Annotated in this window: 17 protein-coding genes and 5 pseudogenes; 17 read left to right on the forward strand and 5 right to left on the reverse strand. The window is 58.0% G+C overall.

Annotated features, from left to right (window positions below; translation table 11 throughout):
- The first annotated feature begins 9 nt into the window (after positions 1-9).
- From DA792_RS00775 to DA792_RS00795, 4 genes and pseudogenes are all read left to right on the forward strand, one after another.
- Positions 10-810, forward strand: coding sequence for a crotonase/enoyl-CoA hydratase family protein (locus tag DA792_RS00775; RefSeq protein ID WP_107717529.1), 801 nt, complete (start codon positions 10-12; stop codon positions 808-810).
- A gap of 194 nt (positions 811-1,004) precedes the next feature.
- A pseudogene (locus DA792_RS22600) lies at positions 1,005-1,103 on the forward strand (ATP-binding cassette domain-containing protein); the annotation flags it as partial.
- Between the two features lie 27 nt (positions 1,104-1,130).
- Positions 1,131-1,420 (forward strand): annotated as a pseudogene (locus DA792_RS00790) (Tn3 family transposase); the annotation flags it as partial.
- A gap of 133 nt (positions 1,421-1,553) precedes the next feature.
- Positions 1,554-3,101, forward strand: coding sequence for a Fic family protein (locus DA792_RS00795; RefSeq protein WP_107717532.1), 1,548 nt, complete (start codon positions 1,554-1,556; stop codon positions 3,099-3,101).
- A gap of 322 nt (positions 3,102-3,423) precedes the next feature.
- Here the strand turns inward: DA792_RS00795 and DA792_RS00800 are convergent, their stop codons facing one another.
- A complete protein-coding gene (locus DA792_RS00800) occupies positions 3,424-4,446 on the reverse strand; it encodes a LacI family DNA-binding transcriptional regulator (protein WP_107717534.1) in 1,023 nt (340 codons plus the stop codon).
- A 143-nt stretch (positions 4,447-4,589) separates the two neighbouring features.
- Between DA792_RS00800 and iolG the strand changes: the two genes are divergently transcribed.
- The 11 genes and pseudogenes from iolG to DA792_RS00855 all read left to right on the forward strand — a co-directional run bounded on the left by iolG (position 4,590) and on the right by DA792_RS00855 (position 16,522).
- The gene (gene iolG / locus DA792_RS00805; protein ID WP_107717536.1) at positions 4,590-5,600 is read left to right on the forward strand and encodes an inositol 2-dehydrogenase; all 1,011 of its coding nucleotides are present in this window, start codon (positions 4,590-4,592) and stop codon (positions 5,598-5,600) included.
- Between the two features lie 120 nt (positions 5,601-5,720).
- Entirely contained in the window at positions 5,721-6,641 is a 921-nt protein-coding gene (locus tag DA792_RS00810) for a sugar ABC transporter substrate-binding protein (protein ID WP_107717538.1), read from the forward strand.
- A 71-nt stretch (positions 6,642-6,712) separates the two neighbouring features.
- A complete protein-coding gene (locus DA792_RS00815; protein WP_107717540.1) occupies positions 6,713-7,819 on the forward strand; it encodes an ABC transporter permease in 1,107 nt (368 codons plus the stop codon).
- Between the two features lies 1 nt (position 7,820).
- Positions 7,821-8,642 (forward strand): ATP-binding cassette domain-containing protein, encoded by an 822-nt coding sequence (locus DA792_RS00820; protein WP_107717541.1) that lies wholly within the window; start codon positions 7,821-7,823, stop codon positions 8,640-8,642.
- Between the two features lie 115 nt (positions 8,643-8,757).
- Positions 8,758-9,866: pseudogene (locus DA792_RS00825) on the forward strand (Gfo/Idh/MocA family protein).
- Positions 9,867-9,878: 12 nt separating this feature from the next.
- A complete protein-coding gene (locus DA792_RS00830; protein ID WP_107717544.1) occupies positions 9,879-11,789 on the forward strand; it encodes a bifunctional 5-dehydro-2-deoxygluconokinase/5-dehydro-2-deoxyphosphogluconate aldolase in 1,911 nt (636 codons plus the stop codon).
- Positions 11,790-11,793: 4 nt separating this feature from the next.
- Positions 11,794-13,638: a 3D-(3,5/4)-trihydroxycyclohexane-1,2-dione acylhydrolase (decyclizing) gene (gene iolD / locus DA792_RS00835; RefSeq protein WP_107717545.1), complete on the forward strand. Its 1,845-nt coding sequence runs from the start codon at positions 11,794-11,796 to the stop codon at positions 13,636-13,638.
- 37 nt (positions 13,639-13,675) lie between these two features.
- Positions 13,676-14,590 (forward strand): myo-inosose-2 dehydratase, encoded by a 915-nt coding sequence (iolE, locus tag DA792_RS00840; RefSeq protein ID WP_107717547.1) that lies wholly within the window; start codon positions 13,676-13,678, stop codon positions 14,588-14,590.
- Entirely contained in the window at positions 14,583-15,377 is a 795-nt protein-coding gene (iolB, locus tag DA792_RS00845; RefSeq protein WP_107717549.1) for a 5-deoxy-glucuronate isomerase, read from the forward strand. The genes iolE and iolB overlap by 8 nt, the downstream gene beginning before the upstream one ends.
- A 31-nt stretch (positions 15,378-15,408) precedes the next feature.
- Positions 15,409-16,188 carry a TIM barrel protein gene (locus tag DA792_RS00850; protein WP_107717551.1) on the forward strand — a complete coding sequence of 260 codons (780 nt, stop codon included), beginning with the start codon at positions 15,409-15,411 and terminating at the stop codon, positions 16,186-16,188.
- A complete protein-coding gene (locus DA792_RS00855; RefSeq protein ID WP_107717553.1) occupies positions 16,148-16,522 on the forward strand; it encodes an aromatic-ring hydroxylase C-terminal domain-containing protein in 375 nt (124 codons plus the stop codon). Before DA792_RS00850 ends, DA792_RS00855 begins: the two co-directional genes overlap by 41 nt.
- 71 nt (positions 16,523-16,593) lie before the next feature.
- Here the strand turns inward: DA792_RS00855 and DA792_RS00860 are convergent.
- From DA792_RS00860 to DA792_RS00875, 4 genes and pseudogenes are all read right to left on the reverse strand, one after another.
- Positions 16,594-16,761, reverse strand: a pseudogene (locus DA792_RS00860) (ATP-binding protein); the annotation flags it as partial.
- A gap of 58 nt (positions 16,762-16,819) precedes the next feature.
- Positions 16,820-17,941: pseudogene (locus DA792_RS00865) on the reverse strand (IS3 family transposase).
- Positions 17,942-18,152: 211 nt separating this feature from the next.
- On the reverse strand, positions 18,153-18,866 hold the full coding sequence (locus DA792_RS00870; RefSeq protein ID WP_254679216.1) for a GntR family transcriptional regulator: 714 nt from the start codon (positions 18,864-18,866) through the stop codon (positions 18,153-18,155).
- A gap of 90 nt (positions 18,867-18,956) precedes the next feature.
- Positions 18,957-20,660: a glycerol-3-phosphate dehydrogenase/oxidase gene (locus tag DA792_RS00875; RefSeq protein ID WP_107717558.1), complete on the reverse strand. Its 1,704-nt coding sequence runs from the start codon at positions 20,658-20,660 to the stop codon at positions 18,957-18,959.
- Between the two features lie 254 nt (positions 20,661-20,914).
- On the opposite strand from DA792_RS00875, the gene DA792_RS00880 reads away from it, so the two are divergent.
- Both DA792_RS00880 and DA792_RS00885 read left to right on the forward strand, forming a co-directional pair.
- Complete coding sequence (locus tag DA792_RS00880) at positions 20,915-22,453, forward strand: FGGY-family carbohydrate kinase (RefSeq protein ID WP_107717560.1); 1,539 nt, start codon at positions 20,915-20,917, stop codon at positions 22,451-22,453.
- Entirely contained in the window at positions 22,446-23,531 is a 1,086-nt protein-coding gene (locus tag DA792_RS00885; protein ID WP_107717562.1) for an ABC transporter ATP-binding protein, read from the forward strand. The genes DA792_RS00880 and DA792_RS00885 overlap by 8 nt, the downstream gene beginning before the upstream one ends.
- Positions 23,532-23,534 lie beyond the last annotated feature (3 nt).

Here is a 23,534-nt window from a genome sequence, read left to right on the forward strand (position 1 = left end):
GACACGACCATGAGCTATGAAACAGTGCGCCTGACCATAGACGCGCGTCAGGTTGCGACCGTCACTCTTGCCCGCTCCGCCAAACACAATGCGATGGACGCAGTAATGATCGCGGAGTTGACCGCCGTCGCCGAACGGCTCGCCAACGATGAAAACGTGCGGGTTGTTGTGTTGGAGGCAGAGGGCAAGACTTTCTGTGCGGGAGGAGACCTTGGCTGGATGCGAGCGCAGGCCAATAAGGACCGCGCTGGCAAGATGGAGGAGGCGATGACTTTGGCCCGCATGTTGGGCTGTTGGAACGCTCTACCCAAACCCGTAATCGGGCGCGTCCACGGCGCGGCCTATGGGGGCGGACTGGGGCTGATCTGCGTCTGTGACATCGTCATCGCCGAAGACGCGGCCCGGTTCGCGCTCACTGAAACACGCCTCGGCTTGATCCCCGCAACCATCGGTCCGTTCGTGGTGAGCCGCCTTGGTGCGTCTTTCGCGCGTCAGGTCTTTTTCAACTCGAAACCTTTTGATGTGGGCTTTCTGATCCGCGCAGGTGTCGTGGCGAAAGCTTGCCCTGCGGCTCATCTCGACGATGCAGTCGAGGCCGAAGTCGTGCAGTTTCTGCAATGCGCACCGGGAGCGGTGGCCGAGGCCAAGGCGCTCTGCCTTGCGCTTGGTGGAGCCGATCCCATCGCTGCTGCGGCGTTCTCTGCGTCGGCATTGGCCGACCGTTGGGAAACCACCGAAACCCGTGACGGCATCGCCGCCTTCTTTGCAAAGGAAGAACCAGCATGGCGCAACGGAAGCACAGATGCGTAAGATTTTCTGCACCGCCTCCGAGGCCCTTGGCGGGCTTTTGACCGACGGCATGTTGATTGCGTCAGGCGGGTTTGGGCGCGGCATCGTTTAATTTGCGGGTCGCGATCAATGAAGCGATGACGCCCCAGTTTGCGGCTCCTGCGCCCGCGAAGAGCAGTCTAATCGGGCGCTGCAAGCTGAACGGGGCGAACCTCATGCATATTTCACATGGGTATCTTCATGAGTTTTCCGGCGGGCAAAGACAACGGGTCTGCATCGCACGCGCGCTGACCCTTGAGCCAAATTTGATCGTTGCTGACAAAGCGGTATCTGCGCTCGACGTCTCCGATCAGTTTGGCCCATTCGCCACCCAGAACATTCCGGCGACCGTGAACGAAGCGCCCTGCATCCTGGACGGTCTGCTCATGAACGAGGTCGGGCGAAAAATCAAAGAACAATACGCCGACGCCGGAGGCTTCACGGATCACGTCTTCGCCATCACTGCGCTGCTGTCATATCGGTTTATTCCCCGGATCCGTGATCTGCTGTCCAAAAGGCTCTATCTTTCGACCCAGCTGCAGCCCCAAAGCAATTGCAGGGCCTGATTGGCGGCAAGATCAGGGAGAAGGTGGCATTCCGCTCTCAGTACTCAAAGAAACATTTTTCACACATAAGCGCAATAAAAACACATTTTTCGAGTGACGAGAACAAAATTCATGGATATCAAGCTCCGTAGCAGGAAGTCACGCTAAGGAACGAAATTCATGTCATCCGACCAAGGAGTACATTTTTCGGGATCGAGGACCGTTTTTCAGGAACGCCGCCTTCCAGAGACCGCCACCCTGGCAGGCTACGGCGCACTGATCGACGCCTACGGATTGTCTGTGCCCCTGCCACGCAAACTTTCGGCAATCGGGAACCATCACCGGGTCGTTGAGGATGAGATATGGCGCATCCTGACGCCACGCCACGCCCCGAGTGCAGACTTAGATGGCCACCTCACCTTCGCGCTCAAGTACGAAGGGCTCGATCTGGCCGTCCTCACGACGCTGTTCGCGGCCACCGGGCCTGACGCCATTGTTGACATCGTGCGCAACAAGCCGACCGGCAGCTACGCAAGGCGCATCTGGTTTCTGTATGAATGGCTAACAGGCAGCCGATTGAATCTGCCAGATGCAGAGGGCGGTCGCTACGTGCCAGTCGTTGATCCCGAACAGCAGTTCGCGACAGAAGGTGAAAACGCGCCCCGATACCGCTTGAAAAACAACCTGCCGGGGACGAGAGATTTCTGCCCACTGGTCTTTCGCACGCCAAGACTCGAAGAATTCATCGCGATGGACCTGGCCAGTCGCGCCCGTGCGGTCATCGCTGATGTCCCCCGAGACTTGCTTGCGCGCACGGCTGCATTCCTTCTGCTCAAGGACTCGCGGTCCAGCTACGCCATCGAAGGCGAGCGCCCGCCACAAGACCGCATTCAGCGATGGGGTCGTGCGATCGGCGAAGCCGGGCGCAAACCGCTCGACCGCGATGAGTTGCTACGATTGCAACAGATCGTCATCGGTGATGCCCGGTTCATCAAGCTGGGTTTTCGCGACGAGGGCGGTTTTGTTGGCGAGCATGACCGCGAAACACGGATGCCGTTGCCTGATCACATAAGTGCCCGACATGAAGATCTTCCGTCCCTGACCGATGGGATGATCGCGTTTGATCAGGGCGCGTCTCGGCACTCCGACCCGATCGTGTCCGCTGCAATCCTTGCATTCGGTTTTGTCTACATCCACCCGTTTGAGGACGGCAATGGCCGACTGCACCGCTACCTGATCCATCATGTTCTGGCGGAACGCGGTTTCAACCCGCCAGGGGTTGTCTTCCCGGTGTCCGCCGCGATCTTTGAGCGCATAGATGAGTATAGAACGGTCCTTGAGAGCTATTCCGCACGGCTGCTACCGTTGATCGAGTGGGAGCCGACGGAGAAATTCAACGTTCAGGTCTTGAATGACACAGGCAATTTCTACCGCTTCTTCGACGCGACCCCACATGCAGAGTTTCTCTATTCATGCGTCCAAAAGACAATCGAAGAAGACCTGCCGTCCGAGACGGCGTTCCTGCGAAATTACGATGCGTTCCGCGGCCAGATCGAAGCCATTGTTGATATGCCTGCCCGCACCATTGATCTTTTGTTCCGCTTCCTCCAACAGAACGGCGGTACCCTGTCGCATCGTGCCAGAGCCATTGAGTTCAAGGCATTGACCGACGATGAAACGGCGCGGATTGAACGCGCATATGCTGAAACAATGATGGTGCCGCATTAAAGCGTTCCGGGAATGGCCCGGGCTTTAGGAAACTCAGGGGATTCCCACGTCAGCAGCTATGGGTCCAAATAGGGTGATTTGTGTAAAACCACTGTAGGGAGCTGAGACTTGGCTATGACCACCCGGCTCGCGCAATTTGAAGGCTGCGCAGGTGGCCAGAGCCCCTCAATCAGCGTCATTCCGAAGGTGTTATGGCGCAGAATTTATCGCCAAGAAAGTGCGCGCCTACGCAAATCAGAAGACAGAAGCCAAAATTGGGTCCGGGTTGCAGTCGATCTAACAAGGTCAGCCGAACACCATGACAAAGCCGTCAAGACCTGCATCAAGCACTTTCACGAATAACAAGCTTGCCCAGAAAATGGCGGAGCTGCTCGTTTTCGGCCGTTCCTTTCAGAACGTCGACCAATCCTTCTGCCATTGCCGAGAGGGGTTGGCGATATGTGGTCAATTTGTAATTCGCGCTATCGGCTTGAGGAATGTCATCAAACCCGATGACGGCGATATCTTCGGGGACGCGGAGCCCCAGTTTCGTGCGGATTGCATCAACGGCCCCAACGGCAAGCGCATCGTTTTCACAAACGATGATATCAACGTTATTCAACGCCGAGTGATCCGCAAAATAACCTACAACCTGATCATACGCCAACTGCGGATCGTAGCGGGTCACTGAAATAAAATCCGGCGTCGCGCCGAATGCCTCCTGCCAGCGTTTGAGAAATGTCTCCTTGCGCCCCAAATGTGCCGACGTTGACTGCGGACCCGCAAGAAAGAGCGGCTTTCGATAGCCTTTCTCTACGATGTAATCCGTGATTTCGTTCATTGCCGCACGGTCGTCACAGCAGATCGAAATCGTATCGGGGTTCTCGGAACTGCGTGCGAAGACGATCAACTTACGCACGCGGCGCGCCCCCAAGGCGGTCGCGAGGCTGCGATCCGTGAATTGTATGCCGATGAGAACCGCGGCATCTACACGCCTTTGACTGGCATTGAGCAATGCAGCAGAGGTGTCCTCTTCATCGAAGGTGTTCACCAGAAGCGTATCCAAGCCGTTTTTGCGCAGAACTCGGGTTAATCTTTCCAACATGACAAGTTTGTGCGGATTGGCGAAATCGTCGATCAACAGACAGACAAGATTGCTGCGATCGGAGGCGAGGCTTGAGGCCAGAAGATCGGGCACATAGCCTAACGTTTGCGCGGCCCCCATCACTTTTTCCCGACTTTTTCTTGAGATTGAGGCGTCTTTTTTAAAGGCGCGATTGACCGTCCAGCGCGATACGCCTGCCAGCTTTGCGACATCGTCTGCGGTCACTGTCTCGTCCGACTTCTGGTTTTCTATCTGGCTCATTCGGCCCTCCGTTCATCTGAGTGTATCGTGATGGGGTCGAAAAAGACAATGTGTTTGCACGCGCGTGCAATTTATTCTTGCACGCGCGTGCAGCTTGCCGTTATGACTCCATACATACCCAAGATTCGGGAAAGGGAGGATGTATGTTGAAGGTTGGACTTCTCGGTGCGGGACGGATTGCGACAGTGCACGCAAAAGCCATCACCGCACACCGCAAGAGCACACTGGTGGCGGTTTCGGACATGATTGCCGAAAACGCAAAACAGCTCGCAGCGAACTTTGGTTGCGAGGTGCGCACCACGGACGAAATCATCGGCGATCCAACGATTGACGCGGTGCTCATTGCGACATCGACCGATACGCATTCGGATTTGATTGAGCGCGCAACCGCTGCCGGCAAAGCGGTGCTGTGCGAAAAACCTGTTGATCTCAGCCTTGAGCGGGCCCGCGCCTGTCAAGCGGCAGTCGCTCAGTCTGGCCGACCAGTCATGATCGGCTTTAACCGCCGCTTTGATCCGAACTTCTCGGCCGTAAAAGCCGCGCTGGCTGGCGGTGAGATCGGCAAAGCAGAACTGTTGTCGATCACGTCGTTTGATCCATCCCCGCCACCAGTTTCTTATATCAAAGTGTCTGGCGGGTTGTTTCGTGACATGATGATCCATGATTTCGACATGGCAACCTTCATTATGGGGGAGGCACCTGTCAGCATTTCTGCCGTTGGCTCGTCTATCGTAGACCCCGAGATCGGGATTGCGGGTGACGTTGATACCGCAGTGGTGACGATGACATATGCCGACGGCAAAATTGCCGTGATCAAAAATTCGCGGCGCGCCGTTTATGGCTATGATCAACGTCTCGAACTGCTGGGCTCGGAAGGGCTGCTTCAGGCGCAAAACATGCTGGAAAACACCATGGTGAAATCCACAGTGGCGGGCGTGACCGGAGCCAAGCCGACCTACTTCTTCCTCGAACGCTACATGCCAGCATACGAGGCGGAATGGGCCGCATTTGTCGAAGCTGTTGAGACAAAATCGGCGTTCCCTGTCACCCTTGAGGATGGCGTGACGGCTTTGGCAATGGCTGAGGCTGCAAATCGGTCGTTAGAGTTTGGTCGGGCGGTCTTGCTGGAGGAGGTTGCGCCAGTCTTGGCGTAACAGCGAGCGCTCGAAACAGATTTCTCCGACCGACAAAGGCCGGGGATACGAAATCCGGTACAGCCGGATGAACGCGGGGCCTCGCCCCAAATAATCAGTGGAACCTAAGGGAGGAGATCCATGAAAAAATTTGTAAAAGCTGCTCTGGCCGCGAGCGCATTGGCGTTCGCAACGCCAGTTCTGGCACAGGACATCGTTGTTGTCGCCCATGGTCAGGCCAACGATCCGTTTTGGTCAGTTGTAAAAAATGGTGCCGAACAAGCGGCCAAGGACGCCGGCGTTAACGTCGACTACCGCTCGCCGGAAACGTTTGACATGGTCGCCATGTCACAACTCATCGACGCTGCCGTAAATCAGGAACCCGCTGGTCTGATCGTGTCAATTCCCGACGCAGATGCGCTCGGGCCATCAATCCAACGGGCTGTTTCGGCTGGTATTCCGGTCATCTCGATCAACTCCGGCTCGGATGTCTCCAAGGGCCTTGGTGCCCTTTTGCATGTGGGTCAGGACGAGTTCGATGCGGGGAAATCCGCGGGTGCGAAGCTGGCTGAGATGGGTGGCAAGACAGCAATCTGTGTGAACCAAGAAGTCGGCAATGTCTCGCTTGATCTGCGCTGCGAAGGTTTCGCTGAAGGTTTTGGTGGCTCTGTGACCGTCTTGCCAACCAGCAACGATCCAGCGGAGATCGAAGCCAAGGTCGCCGCAGCTCTGTCTTCGGATACCGCTATTGACACTGTGATGGCCCTCGGTGCCTCGACTGCGGGCGAGCCTGCAGTGGCCGCAGCCAAAGCATCTGGTCGTGACGTAAACGTTGCTTCGTTCGATATGTCGGCCAGCTTCCTTCAATCCATCATTGATGGCGATGCCGCTTTTGCGATCGACCAGCAGCAGTTCTTGCAGGGCTATCTGTCCGTTAACTTCATGGCGCTGCATGCCAAATTTGGCCTGATGCCCGGCGGCAATGTTCCCTCGGGTCCGAACCTGATTACGGCTGACAAGGCTGCTCAGGTTATCGAACTGTCGGCAAAAGGCATCCGCTAACTTTGGATGGCACCAAGCACAAGAACGGAGCGGCGCAAAAGTGCCGCTCCACTTGAAAAAGGGAGGTCAGAATGAATGATACCGTCCAAAGCGCTGCGGACGAACGGCTCAAGGCCGAACCGTTATTTGCGCAATTGATCAAACGTCCGGAACTTGGGGCCGTCGCGGGCGTCATACTGGTTGTAATTTTCTTTTCCATCACCGCTGACAGCTCGATGTTCAGCCTGTCGGGTATCATAAACTTTATGACCCCCGCATCCCAGTTGGGCATTCTGGCCATTGGTGCGGCGATGTTGATGATCGGCGGGGAATTCGATCTGTCTATTGGCTCTATGGTGGCCTTTTCGGGTTTGTTTTTCGGTGTCTGTGCGGTCACATGGCACTTGCCGCTGATCGTCGCCATTCCGCTGACATTTATCTTTGCGGGCGCTGTTGGCGCGTTGAGCGGAAATCTTGTTATTCGCTCGGGTTTGCCGTCGTTTATTGTCACTCTGGGCTTTTTGTTCATCCTGCGCGGCTTGTCGCTTGTTGGGCTGAAATGGGCCACAGGTGGCTCGACACAGTTGCGCGGTGTACGTGAAGCGGTCGAAAACGATTGGCTGGCACCGGTCTTTTCCGGGGACGCCTTTCCGGGGCTGTTTGCGAAGCTTGCCGATATGGGCCTTGTGGCAACCTTCAATAATGGCACGCCAAAAGTGCCTGGCATCCCAGTCGAAATCCTCTGGTTTGTCGCTATCGCTCTGATCGCCACCTATGTGCTTTTGCGCATGCCGGTCGGAAACTGGATCTTCGCCGCTGGTGGGGACCGGACCGCGGCCTCGAACTCCGGTGTTCCGGTCAACAAGGTCAAGATTTCGTTGTTCATGCTGACCGCATGTTGTGCGGCATTGGTGGCCATCATCACCGTGATGGATGCGGGCTCCACAGACGCACGGCGCGGATTTCAAAAGGAATTTGAGGCGATTATCGCAGCAGTGGTTGGTGGGTGTTTGCTGACTGGCGGTTATGGATCGGCCATCGGCGCGTTCTTTGGGTCGATCATTTTCGGCATGGTCGTCATCGGGCTGACCTATACCAACTTCGATCAGGACTGGTTTCAGGTGTTTCTCGGTGGAATGTTGTTGATCGCCGTGATGTTCAACAATGCCATCCGCAAACGAGTGACGGGAGAGCGCTGAGATGACACAAGACACCAAGTTCCATCATGGCGACGCCACACAAAACGACAGTCCGATTGTCGAAATGAAAAACATTGAAAAGCATTTCGGGAATATCATCGCTCTTGCCGGGGTCAGCTTTGATGTTCGGCCCGGCGAATGCCACTGCCTTTTGGGTGATAACGGCGCGGGCAAGTCGACCTTCATCAAAACAATGTCGGGCGTGCACCGACCGACAAAGGGCGAAATCCTGTTTGAAGGCAAACCGTTGAATTTCGCCACCCCGCGTGACGCGATGGAGGCCGGGATTGCGACCGTGTTCCAAGATCTGGCGATGATCCCATTGATGAGCGTGACACGAAATTTTTTCATGGGACGCGAGCCAACGACAGGACGGGGGCTGATGAAGCGGTTTGACGTGGCCAAAGCCAATGAGGTGACCGTCAAAGCCATGCGTGAGATGGGCATCAACCTGCGTGGTCCCGATCAAGCCGTCGGCACGCTGTCCGGGGGTGAACGTCAGACCGTCGCCATCGCGCGTGCTGTCCACTTCGGGGCCAAGGTTCTGATCCTTGATGAGCCGACCTCGGCGTTGGGTGTACGCCAGACGTCAAATGTGCTGGCAACCATCGACAGGGTGCGCAAGCAGGGCATCGGCGTTGTCTTTATCAGCCACAATGTGCGTCATGCGCTGGCTGTTGGCGACCGGTTCACAGTGCTCAATCGAGGTAAAACCTTGGGGACAGCCAAGCGGGGAGAAATCACTCCCGAAGAGCTTCAAGACCTCATGGCGGGCGGTCAAGAAATGGCCGCACTCGAAGGGTCGCTTGGTGGCACCATCTGAACGCCTCCCGGGATGGGCTGCGTGCGCGCAGCTCATTCCCGGAGAGTTTGCCAAGCCCTTGGACAGTAAGGCGCGGAACGACCTTCCGAACGCACTCTAGGAAATTGTGTGTAAAATGTACAAAATGCCGGATAAATCGCTTGGTGTGGCCCTGATTGGCACAGGCTTTATGGGAAAGTGCCATGCGCTGGCATGGCGTCAGGTTGCGGCGGTGTTCGGAGGCGAACCGCCCCGACTGGAAATTCTGAGTGATGTCACAAAAGACTCCGCCATGCGTTTTGCTCGCCAGTTTGGATTTCAGCGAAGCACCGATGATTGGCAGGCCGCCATTGCCGATCCTGCGGTCGACGTGGTGTCGATCACAACGCCCAATGGTCTGCACCGACCGATGGCAGAGGCCGCGCTGAAGGCTGGCAAGCATGTCTGGCTGGAAAAGCCGATGGCACTGACGCTGAAAGATGCCGAAGCAATGACCGCCTTTGCCGCGCGAAATCCCGATCAGGTGACGCTCCTTGGATATAATTATCTGCGCTCACCGGCCTTTCAGATGGCGCGCAAAATACTGGCGGAGGGGGGATTGGCGCGCCGCTGGCCTTTCGCGGGGTCTATGACGAGGACTACAGCGCTGATCCGGACCTGCCTTGGTCATGGCGAATGACGAAAAAAGCGGGCGGTCTTGGGGCGCTGGGTGATCTTGGGTGCCACTTGGTCAGCGTGATGATCCAGCTGATGGGGGATGTGTCCGAACTGACCGCCCAGACCCAGATCGCCATTCCCTTGCGGCACTCTCCCGAGGGCCCCAAGGCGGTGGAAAATGAAGACAGTGCGCTGGCATTGATCCGCTTTACCTCCGGCGCGCAGGGCGTGTTTGCGACCTCTCGGGTCGCACGCGGGCGCAAGTGCCGCTTGCAATGGGAAGTGCAAGGATCCGATGGCACGATCATCTTCGATCAAGAGAATATGAACGAACTTTGGGTCCACAAAACAGATGAGGCGGGCTTTACCCGCCACCTGAGCGGGCCGGAGCAACCCGATTACGCGGCCTTCTGTCCTGCCCCGGGCCATAATTTCGGTTTCAACGAGCAAAAAGTGATCGAGGCCCGCGACTTGATCCGGGCCATAGCGGGCGATGCGCCCTGCGGTCCTGATTTTGCCGAGGGCCTGAAAATCGAAAAAATCATTCACGCGATGGCGACCTCGAACGGTCGCCCGGTGGCGCCTTAAGGAGAGAGACATATGACCAAGCTTGACGTAATCACGATTGGCCGCGCGGGCGTAGACCTCTATGGGTCTCAGATTGGCGGACGGCTCGAGGATATGGGGTCATTTGACAAGTATATCGGGGGATCTCCAACCAACATCGCTTGCGGCACTGCACGTTTGGGCCTGAAGTCTGGCCTGATCACGCGCGTTGGTGATGAGCATATGGGCCGCTTCATCCGTGAAGAGTTGGAGCGTCATGGCGTCTCGACCCAAGGTGTCAAAACCGACAGCGAGCGTCTGACTGCGTTGGTGATCCTTGGCATCCGCGATGAGACGCAATTCCCTCTGATTTTCTACCGTGAGAACTGCGCGGACATGGCGCTGTGTGAGGAGGACATCGACGAGGCTTTCATCGCGTCAGCGCGATCGGTCCTTGCGACCGGCACCCATCTGAGCCACCCGCGCACAAAGGCCGCCGTCATCAAGGCGTTGAAACTGGCACGTCAGCACGGATTGAAGACGGCGCTGGATATTGACTATCGCCCAAACCTTTGGGGACTGGCCGGTCATGGCGATGGCGAAAGCCGCTTCGTCGAAAGCGCTGAGGTCACGGCTAAGCTGATGGAGACGCTGCATTACTTCGACCTGATTGTTGGGACGGAAGAAGAATTCCATATCGCGGGTGGCTCGACCGATACGATCAAAGCGCTGCGTGCCGTGCGCGAGGTCTCGAAGGCGACGCTGGTGTGTAAGCGCGGAGCGGACGGTGCGGTGGCGTTTGACGGTGATATTCCTGACAGTCTGGACGATGGCCAGACCGGGCCAGGCTTTCCGATTGAGGTGTTTAATGTTCTGGGCGCGGGCGACGGTTTCTTTTCGGGGCTGCTCAAAGGCTGGCTTGATGGTGAAGATTGGTCGACCACTCTTAAATATGCCAATGCCTGTGGGGCTTTTGCGGTCAGTCGGCACGGCTGTACCCCGGCCTATCCAAGCTGGGATGAGCTACAGTTCTTCTTTGATCGCGGTATCGTGCGCAAAGACCTACGCAACGACGTCGAATTGGAACAGGTGCATTGGGCCACAAATCGGCATGGCGACTGGTCGAGCATACGCACCTTCGCCTTTGACCACCGCCTGCAACTTGAAGAGATGGACGGCTACTCGAAAGACAAAGGCAGCCTGTTCAAAGAGCTTTGCCTCGCGGCGGCGCTCAAGGTCCAGAATGGTCAGCCCGGGTATGGCATATTATGCGACAATCGCATTGGACGGTCCGCCCTGCACGCCGCGTCCGGCTCTGGCCTGTGGATCGGTCGCCCGACCGAGCTGCCGGGGTCGCGCCCGATTGCGTTTGAAGAGGACCTTGGGCTTGATCTCGGCCGTTTCAAAGAATGGGCCCGCGAGAATGTGGTAAAGCTTTTGGTTTTTTGCCACCCAGACGACACACCCGAAACCCGCGCGTTGCAGGAAGGTCGCGTCAAGCGCCTGTTCACGGCGGCGCGCCGCAACACTCTTGAATTTCTGCTGGAGGTGATCCCCTCCAAGGTCGCCCCCGTGGATGACACCACAAGCGCGACCCTGATCCAGCAGTTCTACGATGCGGGTGTTTACCCTGACTGGTGGAAACTTGAGCCGTTTAAGACGGACGCCGCATGGCAAAACGCGGTGGCCGCGATCGAACGCAATGATCCGCGGACGCGAGGGATCGTTGTGCTGGGTCTGGACGCGCCCGAGGCCGAACTCGCGCAGAGCTTTGCTTTGGCTGCCAAACAGCCGCTGGTCAAAGGCTTTGCCGTCGGCCGGACGATCTTTGGTGACGCGGCACGGGCTTGGATGAAGGGCGAGATGAGCGATGCAGAGGCCGTGACACAGATGGCGACACGCTATGAGGCTCTGTGTTCGGTGTGGGACAAGGCACGGGCAGATGCTCGTCTAAATATGGAGTGATCTGATGAGCGGAACAATCCGACTGACCGCCGCGCAGGCCATGGTAAAATGGCTGAGCGTGCAACTCACTGAAGAGGGTGACCGATTTATCGACGGCATTTGGGGGATTTTCGGTCATGGTAATGTGGCGGGGCTCGGTGAGGCCTTGCAAGACGCGGGCAACAGTTTCCCGACATGGCGTGGCCAGAACGAGCAAACCATGGCACATGCAGCCATTGCCTATGCCAAGGGGCTGAAACGCCGCCGCGCACAGGCGGTGACCTCTTCCATTGGACCGGGCGCCACCAACATGGTGACCGCAGCCGCACTGGCGCATGTCAACCGTCTGCCGGTGTTGTTCATACCCGGCGATGTCTTTGCCAACCGCCGCCCTGATCCGGTTTTGCAACAGATCGAAAGCTTTGAGGATGGCACCGTTTCGGCCAATGATTGCTTCAAACCCGTGGTGCGCTACTTCGACCGGATCACCCGACCTGAACACCTTTTGACGTGCTTGCCGCGCGCCCTGACGGTGATGACTGACCCGGCCAACTGTGGGCCTGTCTGCCTCGCCTTCTGTCAGGATGTGCAAGCCGAGGCCTACGACTATCCGGTTGAATTCTTTGAACCCAAAGTCTGGCGCGTGCGCCGCCCCGAGCCGGACAATCTCGAACTCGCCGAAGTGGTCTCGATGATCAAATCCGCCTCCAATCCGGTTATCGTCTGCGGCGGGGGCGTGATCTATTCCGATGCTGAGGCCACTCTCGCTGCGTTCGCCAGCACGCACAACATCCCTGTCGTTGAAACGCAGGCCGGCAAGTCTGCGTTGGCGCAGGCTCACCCGATGAACTTTGGCGCGAGCGGTGTGGACGGCTCTGCCGCCGCCAACGCCGTTTCGAAAGATGCGGATCTGGTCATCGGTGTAGGGACCCGGTTTCAGGATTTCACCACCGGGTCGTGGACGTTGTTTGAAAAGCCCGGTCGTAGGCTGGTGTCGATCAACGTGGCGGCCTATGACGCGGTCAAACATGGTGCAATTCCGATGGTCTCGGACGCCAAAGTGGCGCTGGAAAAGATCTCCGCCGCCCTGGGCGATCACAAAGCCCCCGTGGTCGATGCCGCATGTCGGACAGAGTGGTTGGCCGCCGTCACGGCCCATTGTTTGCCGCGCGAGGCCACACAAGACGGTCGCCCTCTGGATGCCGAGGTGATCGGCGCGGTTCAGCGCGCGACGGGGGAGGACGCCATCGCGATGTGTGCCGCGGGCACCATGCCGGGAGCGCTCAAGCTGCTGTGGCAACCATCCCAAGGCGGCTATCACATGGAATACGGCTATTCTTGCATGGGCTACGAAGTTGCGGGCGCCATGGGGCTCAAATTGGCCCGACCCGAGCGCGACGTGATCTGTTTTGTCGGTGACGGATCCTACATGATGGCGAATTCGGAACTGGCTACGGCGGTGATGCGCAAAGTGCCTTTCACGGTGATTTTGACAGACAACCGTGGCTACGGCTGTATCAACCGCCTGCAAACGCTCGGCTGTGGTGGCGCGCCGTTCAACAACATGTATGCCGATTGCAATGTCGAGGCCCAGCCCGAGATTGATTATGTTGCCCATGCGGCCTCGATGGGGGCCTATGCGGTCAAGGCCGAGAGCATCGCCGATTTGCAAGTCCAGATTGCACATGCCCGCAGTCGCGACATTCCAACCGTCATCGTGATCGAGACCACCGCCGAGGAGGGGCCGGGTTTCGGCGCTGCGGGGCATTGGTGGGATGTCGCTGTTCCGGCAGTGAGCAAAACGGAAAAATCGCGTGCCGCCTATGCCGACTACCTTGAAAACATGACTCGCCAACGGCTGATAAACTGACACCCCGGCGGGCATTCCGCCAAAGGAGAGACAACCGATGATCCAGTTCGGGACCAATCCCATTGCATGGGCAAACGACGACGACCAAACCCTTGGCGCCGATATTCCGACCGCACGTATCCTGGACGAGGCGGGTCGGCAGATCGGCTTTGACGGAATCGAGAATGGCCACCGCTGGCCGCAGGATGACCCAGAGGCTCTGCGTGTGCTTTTGGCCGAATACGGGCTCGTCTTTATCTCGGGCTGGCACTCGCTCAACCTGCTTTCGCATTCGATCGAGGACGAGAAAGCTGCAATCCAGCCGCATTTGGACAAGCTCAAGCACAACGGCTGCAAGGTCTGTATTGCATGCGAAACGTCGAATTCGGTTCAGGGGCTGGATCTGCCGCTGTCGGATCGCCCGCTGCTTGATCGTAGCGGGATGGCCGAGTTTGCGGCTAAGGTGGAAGAGATTGCGCAATATTGCTCCGATCAGGGGATTGATCTCGTCTATCACCACCATATGGGCACTGTCGTGCAGTCGCCTGAGGATATCGACGCCTTCATGGCGGCCACGGGGCCTGCGACGAAGCTTCTGTTTGATGCCGGTCACTGCTTTTTTGGTGGCGGCGATCCTGAGGTGGTGTTGCGCAGACATATCGGCCGTGTCCGCCATTTTCACGCCAAGAACGTCCGCCCCGTGATCCGGGACAAGGTCGAGGGAGACGCGCTGTCGTTCATGGATGGCGTGCGTGCCGGGGTCTTTACCGTGCCAGGCGATCAGGAAGGAGGGGTGGATTTTGCACCGCTTCTGAAAATCCTCGCCGAGCATGAATATGACGGCTGGATCGTCATCGAGGCCGAACAGGACCCCGATCAGCGCAATCCGCTTCTCTACCAGACCCTTGGTCTGGCCACTCTCAAACGGCTCGCACGCGACGCCGGTTTATTCGACGGAGGCGCACATGCCTGATCTTTTGAAACGTCCGTTTGGAACGCACGGAAAAGTGCATCAGATCACGCCCACGTCGGCGGGCTGGCGCTATGTCGGGTTTGACCTGTTCAAACTGCGTGCCGGTGAAAAGGCTTCGGACGCGACGGGCGAGACCGAGGTGATCGTTGTGATGGTTGAGGGGAAGGCCCGCTTCACCGCGGCGGGTCAGGACTGGGGTGAGCTTGGCCATCGCATGAATGTCTTTGAAAAGACCCCGCCGCATTGCCTGTATGTGCCGAACGGAGAAGACTGGGAGGCAGAGGCCACGACGGATTGCACGATTGCGGTCTGTCGGGCGCCCGGTCACTCCGGGTACAAAGCGCGGCGGATCGGCCCCGATGGCATCACTCTGACCCAACGGGGCGAAGGGTCAAATTCCCGGTTTATCAACAACATCGCAATGGAGAATGAGGATTATTGCGATAGCCTTTTGGTGACCGAGGTTTTCACCCCAGCCGGCAATTGGTCGTCATATCCCTCGCATCGTCATGACGAAGACGACTTCCCGAATATCACCTATCTTGAGGAAACCTATTACCACCGGATCAACCCGGCGAATGGTTTTGGGATTCAGCGGGTCTATACAGACGATTTGCAGCTCAATGAGACGATGGCGGTTCATGATGGCGACGTTGTTTGCGTGCCGCGTGGCCATCATCCTTGCGGTGCACCGCATGGGTTCGAGATGTATTACCTGAACGTCATGGCTGGGCCGCTGCGCAAATGGCGGTTTATCGCAGCCCCTGAAGTTGAACACCTTATGTAATCCGCCTTTGGGTGGTCCCGGAGATATGAATATGACCCAACCTTTTGCACTGGCCGCATGCGCCGAAATGCTGTGGCAGGACAAGCCGATTGAATGGCGCGCATCGCGCCTCAAAGAGATGGGATTTGGAGTTGGCCTATGGAATTGGCCCGACCATGATCTCGCCAAGCTGGAAGCCACGGGGGCGAACTTTACGATCATGAATGGCTACCTCCAAGGCCGCTTGAGCGACGCAGAAGGTGCCCAAACCCTTCTCGCGTCGGCCCGTGAATCCGCTCACGTTGGCAAACGGCTTGGGGTTGATCGGCTTAATCTGCATGGCACCGGTCTGGGCGATGGCGGCATTCCGATCCCGCGTCATGGTGTGTTTTCCCCCGGCATGGTGCAGCGTGCCATTGAGACGCTGCACCGCATTTGCGACATGGCCGAGGAAGAAGGCGTTACCTTCACACTGGAAAACCTGAATCCGCTGGATCACCCAGGGTGCCCTTTCGGGTCTACGGCTGATGTTTTGGCGCTGGTTTCAACCGTCAACCGCCCCCAACTGCGGATCAATCTGGACCTGTATCATACCCAAATTGGCGAAGGCGATCTGGTGCGGTGGTGCGCGGCTTGCTTGCCGTGGATCGGGGAAGTGCAAGTCGCAGACAATCCGGGCCGCTGCGAGCCGGGCACGGGCGAGATCAACTATGCGGGTGTTGCGCGGGCGCTCGACGAGATGGGATATCGTGGACCTGTTGGCATGGAGGCCTTTGCCGCCAACGATCCAGATGCCGCGCTTGCCGCTTTCCGCGCCGCATTTACAATATAATTATTTCCGGTTGGGACCCACGCGGCTGTTCGAGGCTCTGCGTGGACCGCACTTTACCTTGCTGGCTTACGGACCGGGTGCCGCCGCTGATCTGGCAGCGGTGGCTTGGGCGGGGCAGGGGGCACCGCTCAAGCGGGTGGCGATAGACGCCGGACCCGGCGCATTTTCTGACCTGTGCCTTGCCGACGCCGCCGGATCGTTCCGTGAAGGATACGGTGTCGATCAGTCCGTTCTGCTGCTGATCCGACCTGATGGCTACATCGCAACCTTCGCTGTTCATGACCGCGTTGCTACGATTGAAAATTTTGCGGCACGGGTCACCGCGCAGGCCTGATGACAAAATATCTGACCTTAAGAACCTCTCGCCAAAGGAAATGATAAAATGCTGACTGAAACCTCTCCCAACACCAATGCGCCGCCGGATGAACTGAACGGCAAGTAGCCGAGTTCCACGGTCGAGTAGAAGCGTACCTTGCCTCTGTGATGCTCGATGGCCTGAACGCCGATGGCGGTTGCCATGTGGCTTTTGCCCGTGCCTGGTCCGCCTATCACCACGACGTTCTCGGCGTCTTCGTCGTGGTGCAGAACCAGGGGTAATCCCCCCATTTTTAGAGGGGCGTATCAGTAGAATCTAAGCTGCTGTCAGTTTCTGTATCGGGGTCATCCCGCCGATGCCCATGTTTGGCCTTTCGTTGTTGTATGTCCAGAGCCAACGTGTTGCGTGATCCTGCACGTCTTCGATGCTTTCGAAGTGGTATCGCCCGAGCCATTCGGTGCGGACCGTCCGATTGTAGCGTTCGATATATGCGTTTTGCTGGGGCTTGCCCGGCTGGATGTAAAGCAGCCCGATCCCCGCCTTCTCAGCCCAGGTCTGCAGGCGCCCACTGACATATTCGGGACCGTTGTCCACTCGTATTGCCAAAGGCTTGCCTCGCCAGGCAATGATCTGGCCGAGCGCCCGAACCACGCGCTCGGCGGGCAGGGAGAAGTCCACTTCAATGGCCAGTCCTTCACGATTGAAGTCATCCAGAACGTTCAATGTCCGGAACGCCCGCCCGTCAGCCAGTTGATCGGCCATAAAGTCCATCGACCACACCTCATTCGGGGCCTCAGGCACGACCAGCGGTTCCGGTTTCTCGCGCTGCAGCCGTTTCCGAGGCTTAATCCGCATGTTCAGCTCCAACTCGCGGTAGATGCGATAGACGCGTTTGTGGTTCCAGCCAAAGCCTTTGACGTTCCGCAGATGCAGGAAGCAGAGGCCAAAGCCCCAGCTCCTCTTGGCTGTCGTCAGCGTAACCAGCCAATCGGCGATCAGTTCATTCTCATCGCTGAGCTTTGGCTGATGCCGATAGCACGTCTCACTGATGCTGAATGCCCGGCAGGATGAGACCATTTCCGCCATTGGTCCGAGGACAATGGTCGAATGCAATACTGGCGGACCGGTGCCGAACCGCCCATTCGGCCATCTCCTTGCGCTGAGACGGCCTCAGCGCTTTTTCCAAGCGGCCTCCTTCAGCAAGTCGTTCTGCATGCTCATCTCAGCACACATGCGCTTCAGACGGCGGTTCTCCTCCGCCATATCTTTCATCTCTGATATCAAGGACGCGTCCATGCCGCCGAACTTCGCCCGCCATTTATAGAAATTCGCGCTGCTCATCCCATGCTCGCGGCACAGTTCAGAAACCGGCACGCCGCCCTCGGCCTGCTTCAGGATCGCAATGATCTGCGCGTCGCTGTATCGTCCATTGTTCATCGTAAATGTCCTCAGATATCTTGCCGAGAAAATTCTACTTTTGAACACCACTAATTTTAGGGCGGATTACCCTTTCTCAATCATTCCCCATCCACCGTTCGGCATGAGGTCTTCTCCTGTTTGATCCAGCCTGCGGTGCGGGATGCCGCGTTTCAGCACCACAGAACAATGTATCAAACCAAGTGGCACCTCTCACTTGACGCGCTAATCCCTAACCGATCGAAGACACCGACAAGTGTAGGCGGGATCGGTCCGTTAGGAAGGTTGCCACATAGTATTCGATAGGGTGCCCGGCTTCGTTCACGCAAACCGACTCGACCTTGAGCGCCGCCTTGCCTGCCTCGACCCCAAGCAATTCTGCATCTACCGACGATAGGGACACGGCTTCGATCCAGCGATCTGCGCGCACAAGGCGGACCCCGAACTGCCGATTGATCGTGTCATACAAAGAGCGGCTTTCGAGCTGAATCCGTTCCAGCCCCGGAACGGATTCTTGCAGCATGGCCCACCTGACGATCATACGCGGCACGCCTTCGACCGACATGACGCGGTCCACCGCCACAATCGGGTGGGTGGGGTCGATGCGCAACATCCGGCTGATCCGGGGCGTCGGATAAGTCACTTCCTGACGCAATATTTTGCGGGTCACGTCCTGTTTCTTTTCCGCCATTTCCCCGCTGAACCCCATGGTGGTCCCAACGAATTTCTGTTCGTCGCGGCGACCCCGCACAAAGGCACCCTTGCCCTGAAGGCGATAAATCAAACCCTCGTTCACCATCTGTGAAAGCGCTTCGCGAATAACAGTGCGGGACACGCCAAAGGATTTGCACAGCTCACTTTCTGAAGGCAGGCGATCATGTTCCTTTAGGCCGTCTTCGCGGATCAGCGTCGTCAGCGTGGCCCTGACCTGAGACCAAAGCGGCATGGCAGTGCCGCGTTCTATGCGGCCAATCCTATCTTGCAATGTCTCAGTTTTGCTACCGGGCAAAGGCAATCGCCTCCATTCATGATTATGTCATAGCGAAGCTCGTATAAGGGCGCGGTGGTGATCCCGCAATAGTTGAGTGGTTTGGGCGATCTCCGTGGCGCGGCGATCCTCTGTCCAGCCTAGGGCTGCGGCAGCGACGTCTGCCAGTTCGTTTATGCCGCTTTCGCTCAGGGCGCCCTCGAACCCCATCAACGTTCGGCGCAGCACGATATCATCAAGACGCGTGACGCGCTCTTGTGTGCAGATCAGGGAAATTTCCGCCGGGCTGTACGCCCGGATCGACGCGAACTGGCGGGGGTCTGCGCATTCTGCTTCTGCGACCGCACTTGCCCGCGCGCCATAGCGCTGCGCAAGTATGGCGCACCGCTCACGCGTCAGGCCGGTATCTCTGGCCAGACGATTGGCCCATGCCTGACGCTCCGTGGTCGCAAAGGGATACCCGGCGGCCCCGCCAATTGCGCGATCTGCGGTGCTGGCCAGACGCGGCCGGTTTTGTCGCTGCAAAACGACATCGCTGACCTGCTCGGCAAAGGCGCGATAGGTTGTCCATTTTCCGCCGACCAAGGTCAGCGTTTCGAACGGGCGATCCGCCGTTGCGGCAAAGGTGTCAAGCCGGTGGTCGCGGCTGATTGAGCCTGTGACGCCGGCCTCTTGCAAGGGCAGGGGACGGACGCCCGCGATGGTGAAAATGATGTCCTCGCGTCGTAAGTCTTCATTCGGCATGATTGGGCGCAACACATTGAACAGGTAATCAATTTCGGCATCGGTACAGAAATTGTCGCCGGGGTCGTCGCTGCGAATGTCGGTGGTCCCAAGGAACACCCGATCGTCGCCCATCGGGTAGATCAGACAGGCGCGGTGATCGTCGGTTTCGAAATAGAGCATCTTGCCGTTCATCTTCTGCGCCAGTGCGGGCTGTTTCAGCACCACATGCGATCCGCGGGTGCCGCCCATCAAGCGACCGGAGAACCCGAGGCCAGATTGCACCTCGTCCACCCATGCGCCAGAGGCGTTGATGACCAAGCGCGGCGCGACATCAAAGGTTTCACCGCTCGCCATATCGCGCAGGGTGACGCGGCCGTTTTCCTGACTGATGGCCTTGAGGTAGGGGATCGCAAGGCTGTCGGGGCACTCGGTCTCGGCATCCGCCACAAGCTCCATCACGAGGCGTTCGGGATGGGTGATGCGCGCATCGTAATATTCCGCCACGGCGCGAATGTCCGGCGCAAGCACCGGCATCTCCGCGCGGGCCTGTCGTTTGGTCAACAAGCGGTGGTCGGGCATGGTTTGCCGTGTGCGTCCGAAGGCATCATAGAGCATCAGGCCAAGTTTGACGGGGATCGCGCCTTTGCGGCCCGGCGTGCGCGTCAGTTTCAGAAAGCGGGCGATGGCTCCAAACGTGCCGCCAAACCAGCTTCGCAGGGGCACCCAGACTGGCAAAGGTTGCACGACATGGCACGCGTTTTTCAGCAACAGATTGCGTTCGGTCAGTGATTCGCGCACCAGTGCCGCTTCGCCTGTTTCCAGGTAACGCAAGCCGCCATGGATCAGGCGCGAGGGCGCGGCGCTGGTACCGGATGAAAAATCCCCGGCCTCAACCAGCAGGGCGGGGACGTTCTGGGCTGCCAGATCTCGGAATGTCCCGACGCCATTGATTCCCCCGCCGATAATTAGAATGTCGGGCAGCTCTCCAGAGCGTAGCCTGTCTATTATCTCTTCCCGTCTGCGCATTTGCCTGCCCCTCCCGTATTGTCTTGTCGTCGGCCTCATAAGGCACAACCTGTAATAACAAGTAGATACAACTCGAAAAACCCTACGTCAATTGGGTTTATCCCACGTACAAAGGCCGTCATCTACGACCTTTGTACCCCAAATGTCCGACCACAAGGGCAATTGACAGGCCATTTTAACCTCCTATTGTTGATCCTGTAATAACAAGTTGGCGGTGCGTTGTTGAGGAGTGACGCCCGCCAAGGGAGGAGACAATGGGACAGTATGTAATCGGCATTGATGCCGGTGGCACAATGACGAAGGCGGGGCTGTTTGATCTGGCCGGCGTCGAAATCGCCTGTGCGCATAGCCGAAATGTAATGCAGGCTCCCCATCCCGGCTGGACCGAACGAGATCCAGACGGGATGTGGCAGGCCGCGACCGTAGCTGTACGAGAAGTGTTGGAGCGTAGTGGCATCTCGCCGTCAGAAATCGAAGCGGTGTCCGTGGCCGGGTATGGCGGCGGCCTATACCTGTTGGACCGCGACGCGCATCCGGTGCGGCATGGGATCATGTCGACAGACGCGCGCACCATCGACATCATCACCGAATGGCAGAGCAATGGCACCGCTGATCAGGTTGAGGCCTTGATCGGCCAACACCTCTGGGCCGGTCAGACATTCGTTTTGCTGGCATGGTTGGCCCGCAATGAGCCCGGCGTGTTGGACCGGACGCATCGCGTGTCATTTTGTAAGGATTTCCTGCGCGCCCAACTGTGTGGGGATATGTCGACCGATCTGACCGACGCGGGGTCAGCCGGTTTGCTGGACCCGGACACCGGCACCTATTGCGATGCGCTTTTGGAGCTTTTGGGATTGGTCCATCTGCGCGATAAACTTCCGGAACTTGGTCCTTCGGATGAGGTTGTGGGCCGGGTCACGGCAAAGGCTGCGGCGCTGACGGGCTTGCAAGAAGGCACGCCGGTTGTGCGTGGCACAGTAGATATGAGCGCGGCTGCACTGGCCTCACATATCTCTAAACCCGGACAAATGAGCGTCGTTGCGGGCACGTTCAGCATTGCATCAACGCTCAACACGACGCCAAGGCGCAGCTATGTGCCGATGTTGCAATTTCCCTATCCCCTCGGCGGATATATGGCGGTCGAAGGATCTCCGACTTCGGCCAGCAATCTGGAATGGGTCGTCAAAACCGTTCTTGCCCAAGGACAACCCCTTCCGAACGAAGGGTTTTCCGACATCTACGAGCGTCTGAACGAAGCTCTTGCGCGGCGTTTGGGAAAGCCCGGACCGGCTTTATTCTTTCCCTTTCTGTTCGGCGGTCCAGACGGCGCCCCAGCAGGATTGCTGGGCATGACGGCACAATCTGACTTTGACGACATGGCTATCGCGATATTCGAGGGCATCGTTTTTGCCCATAAACTGGATATCGACAAGGTGTTGTCCGGCGACGATGCCGCCCCCGTTGATCTGATCCGCCTGACGGGCGGCGCAACCCGAAGCCCGTATTGGTCGAAACTTTTCGCGGACATTCTGGGATTGCCGATCGAAGTGCCCACAGGGTCGGAATTCGGCGCGCTTGGTGTTGCCATTTGCGCGGCATCGGCCATCGGCGCTTATCCCTCTTTGGCCGATGCAGTCGCAGGGATGACCGGCATCGCGCGCCGCCACGATTGCAACGCAGAGCGTCACGCCGCCCATATCGCAAAATTTCCTCGGTTCGTTGCGATGGCACACGCAATGGCCGCAATCCCGGCGGTCCCGTCAGTCACCGAAACGGAGGCCTGTTATGCTTGAGCTTCAGGGAGTGAGCAAAATCGTTGCTGGAAAACCCCATATCAACGCAACCGATCTGATCTTTCAAAAAGGCACGATGAATGTCCTTCTCGGACCAACGTCGGCGGGGAAAACCAGTCTGATGCGGCTGATGGCGGGTCTGGACCGCCCCAGCACCGGCAAGGTGTTTTGGAACGGCAAGGATGTGACCGGACAACGGGTGCAAGACCGGCGCATCGCGATGGTCTATCAGCAGTTCATCAACTACCCGTCCATGAGCGTGTACGACAATATCGCCTCGCCCCTGCGGTTGGCGGGTTGTGATCAGGGCGAGATTGACAAGCGCGTGCGCGAGACAGCCGCGATGCTGCAATTGACCCCGTTGCTTGATCGAATGCCTCTGGAGTTGTCGGGAGGTCAGCAACAACGTTGTGCGCTGGCCCGCGCCTTGGTCAAAGATGCGGGGCTGGTGCTTTTGGACGAGCCACTGGCCAACCTCGATTACAAGCTGCGCGAAGAATTGCGTGACGAGATTCCGCGGATCTTCCGCGAGTCTGGCGCGATCTTTGTCTATGCCACGACTGAACCGGAAGAGGCTTTGCTTTTAGGCGGCAACACCGCCTGTCTTTGGGAAGGCCGCGTGACCCAGTTCGGCCCGGCGACAGAGGTCTACCGCCACCCGATCGACACCACCACGGCCCGCGTTTTCAGTGACCCGCCGATGAATTTCAGTGCCTGCACCAAAGCGGGCGGCACGTTGACATTCGAGGTCGGCTCCAAGGTTGCGGCAAGCGGCAATCTGTCGACGGTCCGCGACGGCGACTACGTTGCCGGGTTCCGCCCCAATCACCTGCGGTTCGAAAAGCCGAATGGTCCGGCGCTGGAACTGACATGCCAACTTGTTGCATCCGAAATCACTGGATCAGAGACGTTTTTGCATCTGCGGCAGGGCGCGTCACGGTGGGTCGCACTGGTCCACGGCATTCACCATTTAACCGATGGGACGGACGTCTGCCTCTGGCTCAGCACTGCGCATTTCCATCTGTTCGACACCCAAGGGCAATTGGCGGTTCAGGCTGCCTATGCCGCAGCAGCCTGAGGT

Source organism: Celeribacter baekdonensis (assembly GCF_003047105.1).
Classification (GTDB): domain Bacteria; phylum Pseudomonadota; class Alphaproteobacteria; order Rhodobacterales; family Rhodobacteraceae; genus Celeribacter; species Celeribacter baekdonensis_B.

What these genes read in the sequence shown, in the direction of transcription:
- DA792_RS00855 (WP_107717553.1), top strand. Translation starts at nt 16,148, where the DNA reads ATGCCGCGCTTGCCGCTTTCCGCGCCGCATTTACAATATAATTATTTC.
- iolD (WP_107717545.1), top strand. Translation starts at nt 11,794, where the DNA reads ATGAGCGGAACAATCCGACTGACCGCCGCGCAGGCCATGGTAAAATGG.
- DA792_RS00775 (WP_107717529.1), top strand. Translation starts at nt 10, where the DNA reads ATGAGCTATGAAACAGTGCGCCTGACCATAGACGCGCGTCAGGTTGCG.
- DA792_RS00815 (WP_107717540.1), top strand. Translation starts at nt 6,713, where the DNA reads ATGAATGATACCGTCCAAAGCGCTGCGGACGAACGGCTCAAGGCCGAA.
- iolE (WP_107717547.1), top strand. Translation starts at nt 13,676, where the DNA reads ATGATCCAGTTCGGGACCAATCCCATTGCATGGGCAAACGACGACGAC.
- DA792_RS00800 (WP_107717534.1), bottom strand. Translation starts at nt 4,446, where the DNA reads ATGAGCCAGATAGAAAACCAGAAGTCGGACGAGACAGTGACCGCAGAC.
- DA792_RS00880 (WP_107717560.1), top strand. Translation starts at nt 20,915, where the DNA reads ATGGGACAGTATGTAATCGGCATTGATGCCGGTGGCACAATGACGAAG.
- DA792_RS00850 (WP_107717551.1), top strand. Translation starts at nt 15,409, where the DNA reads ATGACCCAACCTTTTGCACTGGCCGCATGCGCCGAAATGCTGTGGCAG.
- DA792_RS00830 (WP_107717544.1), top strand. Translation starts at nt 9,879, where the DNA reads ATGACCAAGCTTGACGTAATCACGATTGGCCGCGCGGGCGTAGACCTC.
- iolG (WP_107717536.1), top strand. Translation starts at nt 4,590, where the DNA reads ATGTTGAAGGTTGGACTTCTCGGTGCGGGACGGATTGCGACAGTGCAC.
- DA792_RS00795 (WP_107717532.1), top strand. Translation starts at nt 1,554, where the DNA reads ATGTCATCCGACCAAGGAGTACATTTTTCGGGATCGAGGACCGTTTTT.
- DA792_RS00870 (WP_254679216.1), bottom strand. Translation starts at nt 18,866, where the DNA reads ATGCCGCTTTGGTCTCAGGTCAGGGCCACGCTGACGACGCTGATCCGC.
- iolB (WP_107717549.1), top strand. Translation starts at nt 14,583, where the DNA reads ATGCCTGATCTTTTGAAACGTCCGTTTGGAACGCACGGAAAAGTGCAT.
- DA792_RS00875 (WP_107717558.1), bottom strand. Translation starts at nt 20,660, where the DNA reads ATGCGCAGACGGGAAGAGATAATAGACAGGCTACGCTCTGGAGAGCTG.
- DA792_RS00810 (WP_107717538.1), top strand. Translation starts at nt 5,721, where the DNA reads ATGAAAAAATTTGTAAAAGCTGCTCTGGCCGCGAGCGCATTGGCGTTC.
- DA792_RS00820 (WP_107717541.1), top strand. Translation starts at nt 7,821, where the DNA reads ATGACACAAGACACCAAGTTCCATCATGGCGACGCCACACAAAACGAC.
- DA792_RS00885 (WP_107717562.1), top strand. Translation starts at nt 22,446, where the DNA reads ATGCTTGAGCTTCAGGGAGTGAGCAAAATCGTTGCTGGAAAACCCCAT.